The following is a 7,037-nucleotide window of genomic DNA, read 5'->3' as shown; positions in this document are numbered from 1 at the left end:
TCATTATTATCTCCGATGATTCACTTTTACTTCCTCAATCCGCGTATGTGCCAGTTGGGGGTGCGGAATGTGGGTTTCAATCCCTGATAGGGTTTTAGGTTTTTTCCGGCTTGTGCTGGAAAAGATTTGCACAAGCAAGTCCTTCGCGTTTCAATCCCTGATAGGGTTTTAGGTTTTTTCCGGCGCAAGTGGTGTAGCAACCGTGGCTCACACCGTTAAGTTTCAATCCCTGATAGGGTTTTAGGTTTTTTCCGGCATTCATAGTTATCCTTGGGGTGTAAGTGAATTCTCAAGCTATGTTTCAATCCCTGATAGGGTTTTAGGTTTTTTCCGGCTCGGATTTCTCCCATGCCCTCGATCGCATATAGCTCGTTTCAATCCCTGATAGGGTTTTAGGTTTTTTCCGGCGAATCCACGGTTAGCGTTTATTACGCCTTCGGTGATAGTTTCAATCCCTGATAGGGTTTTAGGTTTTTTCCGGCGTCCGATCGACTTTTCCAACATCAAATCGTACTTAACAGACTGTTTCAATCCCTGATAGGGTTTTAGGTTTTTTCCGGCGTGCGATCGAGCTTCTCCTATTCTTTCTACAAGCTTAGAGTTTCAATCCCTGATAGGGTTTTAGGTTTTTTCCGGCAACCTTGCAGAATATGAGGTTGTAGAAAAATCTGTTGTTTCAATCCCTGATAGGGTTTTAGGTTTTTTCCGGCCGAATGCTGAAATTTCAATGCTCGGTAAAAAAATGTTTCAATCCCTGATAGGGTTTTAGGTTTTTTCCGGCTAGCGCTATGTCAAATGATTTAGCTTTAGCAAGATAAGTTTCAATCCCTGATAGGGTTTTAGGTTTTTTCCGGCTTACCCAAACCGGGATTTTAAATCTGAGTTTTATAGTTTCAATCCCTGATAGGGTTTTAGGTTTTTTCCGGCTAAAGCTGACCAAGCGATCCGCGCCATTTTCCAGATTTTGTTTCAATCCCTGATAGGGTTTTAGGTTTTTTCCGGCCGGAACAACTTTGTAAAACTTGCGGTTCCGAGGTGTTTCAATCCCTGATAGGGTTTTAGGTTTTTTCCGGCCCTTTAAAAGTAGCACCCGCGCTAAAATCTTGTAGTTTCAATCCCTGATAGGGTTTTAGGTTTTTTCCGGCCCACGGCGCGAACACTCAGGCTCTTAAAAAGCTTGGTTTCAATCCCTGATAGGGTTTTAGGTTTTTTCCGGCCAATCTGGTATTTGAGGCTGATACGTTTGACTTTTTCGCTTGTTTCAATCCCTGATAGGGTTTTAGGTTTTTTCCGGCATCATGAAAATCTGCAATCAACTTTGAGGTGTTGTTTCAATCCCTGATAGGGTTTTAGGTTTTTTCCGGCCTAAAATTCCGTCCATATTTACCCCTTAAATCTTAGTTTCAATCCCTGATAGGGTTTTAGGTTTTTTCCGGCTCAAATCGTAAGGCTGCCGAAATCAAGGCGCGGACGATCGGTTTCAATCCCTGATAGGGTTTTAGGTTTTTTCCGGCTCGATTCTGTCGTTAAAAGGGAGCGCGGTTGCTCCGTTTCAATCCCTGATAGGGTTTTAGGTTTTTTCCGGGGCACCCAGACAAAAATATTCCCAACCCAATAAAAGGTTTCAATCCCTGATAGGGTTTTAGGTTTTTTCCGGCGGAAGTATGACCTATCCAGCTGGAATAACGTATAGAAGTACCAGGTTTCAATCCCTGATAGGGTTTTAGGTTTTTTCCGGCGAGTAAAAGAGCTTTTTTAAAGCTAAAAAAAGACGGTTTCAATCCCTGATAGGGTTTTAGGTTTTTTCCGGCTTGATTTTGTCTCGTTATTCTCATGAGGATTAATTTATGTCGGGTTTCAATCCCTGATAGGGTTTTAGGTTTTTTCCGGCTTGAGCCAGCGTGCAAAACGCCTCGGATTGAATGGTTTCAATCCCTGATAGGGTTTTAGGTTTTTTCCGGCCTTCCAGTTTTCACGGTCGTGTTAGATATTCTGATGAAAAATTGTTTCAATCCCTGATAGGGTTTTAGGTTTTTTCCGGCCCTTTAATAGCTGCTAAAGGTATTAAATGTAATCAAGGTTTCAATCCCTGATAGGGTTTTAGGTTTTTTCCGGCCTCAAGATGAAGCGCCTCACAGAGTAAGTGAGTTGTTTCAATCCCTGATAGGGTTTTAGGTTTTTTCCGGCTTGACGGCAGATAAAAATGTTACTGGTGAAGTTCCGTTTCAATCCCTGATAGGGTTTTAGGTTTTTTCCGGCTAGTTTGTTCAGAAATTGAGTGTGCGATCGAAGATGAAGTTTCAATCCCTGATAGGGTTTTAGGTTTTTTCCGGCCAGGGTTTTGAGGCTCTAATGGCTCAAGTGTGGGTTTCAATCCCTGATAGGGTTTTAGGTTTTTTCCGGCTTAATGCCGAAGATTTCGCTAGCCTGCAACCTGAAGTAAGGCGTTTCAATCCCTGATAGGGTTTTAGGTTTTTTCCGGCGATACACCACAAATCATTGCATCGGGTATTATCGTTTCAATCCCTGATAGGGTTTTAGGTTTTTTCCGGCATGTTGTAAAGCAATACTAGCACTGCAAGTAGAGTTTCAATCCCTGATAGGGTTTTAGGTTTTTTCCGGCTTATTCATCAATCCCCCTACTCACATCTCGATTTCTACAGTTTCAATCCCTGATAGGGTTTTAGGTTTTTTCCGGCCTCAATCAGCTCCGAGATAAAGTTGTCCAGGAGCTAGTTTCAATCCCTGATAGGGTTTTAGGTTTTTTCCGGCCTTATGTAATCGAAAAAGTAAATGCTGCTGAAGGTTTCAATCCCTGATAGGGTTTTAGGTTTTTTCCGGCCTCCGAGGCTAGCGCATTGATGTCAAGCCAGGGAGCTTCTGTTTCAATCCCTGATAGGGTTTTAGGTTTTTTCCGGAATTCTATTAGCCAAATTAGTCCTGAAATCTCGCGTTTCAATCCCTGATAGGGTTTTAGGTTTTTTCCGGCCGCCGCTACCAACCCCATCCCCGAACTGCTGTTGTTTCAATCCCTGATAGGGTTTTAGGTTTTTTCCGGCGCCGGAGGTTTAATTAATGCCTAAATTAATCGTACTGCAGTTTCAATCCCTGATAGGGTTTTAGGTTTTTTCCGGCTTACATGGGCGGTTGTGGGTAATTGAAGATTATGATGTTTCAATCCCTGATAGGGTTTTAGGTTTTTTCCGGCTCTAGTCAAGAGTGTGAGGCATATTTTGCGGAAATAAGTTTCAATCCCTGATAGGGTTTTAGGTTTTTTCCGGCCAGCGTCGGTGGTAATTTGTAGCAGTTGACTGATAACGTTTCAATCCCTGATAGGGTTTTAGGTTTTTTCCGGCCCCCCTCCCCTCCCCACACCTACAGTGTCAGTTGCTGTTTCAATCCCTGATAGGGTTTTAGGTTTTTTCCGGCTCAGTCGCAGAACTAAACAAATGTTGTTAGGTTTAAGCGTTTCAATCCCTGATAGGGTTTTAGGTTTTTTCCGGCTGCCCGTTCCAGAAGCCAGGGTGTATTTGGTTTTCAAGGTGCAGTTCCGTGAATCTAAAACAAAAGTACCATTCCAGCCTTCGGGTTGTCAATACCAAAAATTTCATATTCACTCCAAAACCTTATCCTGTAAAGCTTTCAGACTTTCCGTGAATCTTTTTTTCAGAGGATGGGCATCAAACTCTTGCTGCACATGAGTTTGAGGCGAAAAATTTGATACCCCTATTTTAACACCTACCGGTTCACGGAAACTAGGCAAAAAATATTGTGTGATCGACTGGCACTAGCCCACCAATGCGTTCAATCTTACCCTGACAGCAAGCGCACAGCGGAAAAAACCAAATACTGTCTTCCTTGGGTTGCATGACTTTGTTCGGCATGGCGATCGTAACTTAGACTTGAGTCCTAGCCGGAATCAATCTCCTCAACTGGTTGGATGACTTTGTTCGGCATGGCGATCGTAACTTAGACTTGAGTCCTAGCCGGAATCAATCTCCTCAACTGGTTGGATGACTTTGTTCGGCATGGCGATCGTAACTTAGACTTGAGTCCTAGCCGGAATCAATCTCCTCAAACGATTCCGCCAACCAGAAAGCAAAGCGATTAAAAAACAACTCCGATATATCCAAAAAAATTAGCTCATATTCAACAGCTAACGACTTAGACACTTATCTCTAAAATCTCACGAAAAAGCCATATAAAAGCTGCAAAGTCGTAGACTTATCAAAATCTATGCTTTAGAAAATCCCCGACCACAACTTATATTTTACCGAAATTGAATCCCCAATTAATTGCTAGGAGTAATTTGCCGCGACTTCTTCAGCGCAACCTAAACGTTCAATAATTAGCGAATTTTTACCTGCTATATTTGCGGTATTTACGCTTCGCGGTGCCGAAAAATATTATTGGCGACTTGCCTAAAAATCCCCCAAATTAACTTAAAATTAGTAGAGTGGCATTTACCTTAAAACTCCCGATGACAAAAGCCGAAATTAGCACCAAAAACATCACAGTTCCTAACGGGGATTTGCAAATAGCTGCATACCTCGCCCAGCCAGCCTCCCCAGGGCAATTTCCCGCAGTAATCGTGATTCAAGAAATCTTTGGCGTCAACTCGCACATCCGCGAAGTTACTGAAAGAATAGCAAAAGAAGGATATGTGGCGATCGCCCCAGCCATTTACCAGCGTCAAGCCCCCGGCTTTGAAACCGGCTACACACCCGAAGCCATCCAAATCGGCAGAGAATACAAAGAAAAAACCACCGCTTCCGAACTTCTGGGCGATATCCAAGCCACCATCGATTACCTCAAAACTCTACCCTCTGTCAAACCCGAAGGTTTTGGCTGCATCGGTTTCTGCTTTGGAGGACACGTCGCCTACCTCGCCGCTACTTTGCCCGAAATCAAGGCTACAGCGTCGTTCTACGGCGCCGGTATCGCCACCCTAACCCCCGGCGGCGGCACCCCCACGATCGCCCGCACAGCAGACATTAAAGGCACTCTCTACGCCTTTTTTGGCACTCAAGACCCCAGCATACCCTTAGAACAAGTTGACCAAATCGCCGCAGAATTGCAAAAACACAGTATTTCTCACCAAATTTTCCGCTACAATGCCGATCACGGCTTCTTCTGCGACCACCGCGGCAGTTACGACGCTACGGCAGCAGCCGACTCGTGGGTGCAGGTGAAGCAGCTATTTCATCAGCAACTTCAACCAGCTTAGAGAGTGGGAGATGGGGAGATAGGGAGATGGGGAGAGTGGGAAATTTTTTTCTACTGACGACTGCCAACTAAATTACTGACAACTGACAACTAAACTGACATGAATTCCAAATCTACAGGTTCTCAAAGCGCAAAAGCATCCTTTTCAATGGATGATTTTGCTAAAGCCCTCGAACAGCACAATTACGAGTTCCAGAAGGGACAAGTAGTGCGCGGCAAAGTGTTCGAGTACGACTCAAACGGCGCGTATGTTGATATCGGCGGCAAGTCTTCGGCTTTTTTGCCGATCGAAGAGGCTGCTTTGAGAACAGTAACGGATTTGTCGGAAGTGGTTCCCCTGGACGAGGAACGGGACTTTTTGATTATCCGCGAACAAGATGCAGATGGCCAAGTTACTTTGTCTCTGCGGCAGTTACAAATTCAGCAAGCTTGGGAAGATTTAGTTGAATTGCAGGAAACCGGTAAAGTTCTTCAGGTGCGGGTTTCTGGGGCAAATAAGGGCGGCGTGACTGTAGATGTTCAGGGAATGCGCGGCTTTATTCCCCGATCGCACTTAGTCGATCGCGATAACCTAGAATCGCTGATCGGTCAATCTTTGAGCGTTAATTTTTTGGAGGTCGATCGCGAACGAGAAAAACTCGTACTTTCCCAGCGGATGGCCACTCAATCCAATGCCTTCAAGGACTTGCAAATTGGTCAGTTGGTGGAAGGAAAAGTCAGCAGCATCAAGCCTTTTGGCGTGTTTGTGGACTTGGAAGGAGTTAGCGGTTTGCTGCACATCAAGCAAGTCAGCCAAAAATATATTGATAACCTTGGAAAGGTGTTTGCTCCCGGTCAACCCCTGAAAGCGATCGTGCTTGACCTCGATGAAAGTCGTGGCCGAATTTCACTTTCTACTCGGGTACTGGAAAATTACCCAGGGGAAATGGTGGATAAAATGGCGGATGTTATGGATACCGCAGAAGAGCGATCGGAACGTGCTAGAAAGACTCTTTCTTAAGTCTTGATCTAATTACAACCCCGACTTATTAAAGAAGTCGAGGTTGTAAGCTTTTGTGCATTTAAATTGTATGTTGAGGGCGGGGAAGATGCCCAACCCCTACTCCCCAAAAGAAGGAAAATTTATTTTACCATGCAATTTAAATGCGTATTAGCTTAAGAGTGCGATCGTTTTACGTTTAATTAAGGAATGAGAATTAAATAACTTCCACTCTTGAAAGTGGGACGGGCGGGACGCCCATCCCACAATAACAATTAAAATTGTAAGTTATTTAATTCGCGCTCCTAAGTTGATTTACTTATTTTGCATTTTATATCAACTTCTTATACCAGTTTCCAAAAAGAATCCCACTATAGCAATCCTCACATCATTTGTGAATTTCTTACGGACTCCCCGAACCCGCTCTGAGGGTTGGGGTGGGGTAAAAAATTTACGACTCCTGCAAGGATTGCTATATAGCCCACATTCCGCAGGTGGGATCGCGGGATCGAGTATTTTTAAAAGATGAGCAAAATTGAAGCGTCTGATATTAGAGTACAGGATCTTGACCACTGCGGTCTAATTGCTGGCATCTGTGATTCCATGGGATTAGTTGAACAACTCGCTCGACTGCTGGGTACTCACCCACAAGAAATCGTCACTCCCGGTCAAGCCATCAAAGCAATGATTTTGAATGGGTTGGGATTTGTCAGCGCCCCCCTGTACCTGTTGGAAAATTTTTTTGTCGGTAAGGTCACAGAACACTTGTTGGGAGAGGGTATCAGACCAGAACACTTAAATGATGACAGACTCGGGCGCGTTCTGGACAAAA

Annotated in this window: 3 protein-coding genes and 1 CRISPR repeat array; all 3 genes read left to right on the top strand. The window is 44.2% G+C overall.

The genetic code is table 11. The features are described from left to right. Positions 1-73: 73 nt before the first annotated feature. Positions 74-3,504: direct repeats of the CRISPR family, unit length 37 nt; unit sequence GTTTCAATCCCTGATAGGGTTTTAGGTTTTTTCCGGC. A 976-nt stretch (positions 3,505-4,480) separates the two neighbouring features. Next, positions 4,481-5,227 carry a dienelactone hydrolase family protein gene (locus tag QUB11_RS30425; protein WP_333156945.1) on the top strand — a complete coding sequence of 249 codons (747 nt, stop codon included), beginning with the start codon at positions 4,481-4,483 and terminating at the stop codon, positions 5,225-5,227. 99 nt (positions 5,228-5,326) lie between these two features. Then, entirely contained in the window at positions 5,327-6,226 is a 900-nt protein-coding gene (locus QUB11_RS30420; protein ID WP_333207394.1) for a S1 RNA-binding domain-containing protein, read from the top strand. A gap of 504 nt (positions 6,227-6,730) precedes the next feature. Then, on the top strand, positions 6,731-7,037 hold a 307-nt coding region (locus QUB11_RS30415), incomplete at its 3' end, for a DUF4277 domain-containing protein (protein WP_333207395.1).

The sequence above is a fragment of the Microcoleus sp. B6-A1 genome (assembly GCF_036705085.1).
Classification (GTDB): Bacteria; Cyanobacteriota; Cyanobacteriia; order Cyanobacteriales; family Microcoleaceae; genus Microcoleus.
The sequence above is the reverse complement of the archived record's forward strand: the minus strand, read 5'-3'. Positions and strand labels throughout refer to the sequence as shown.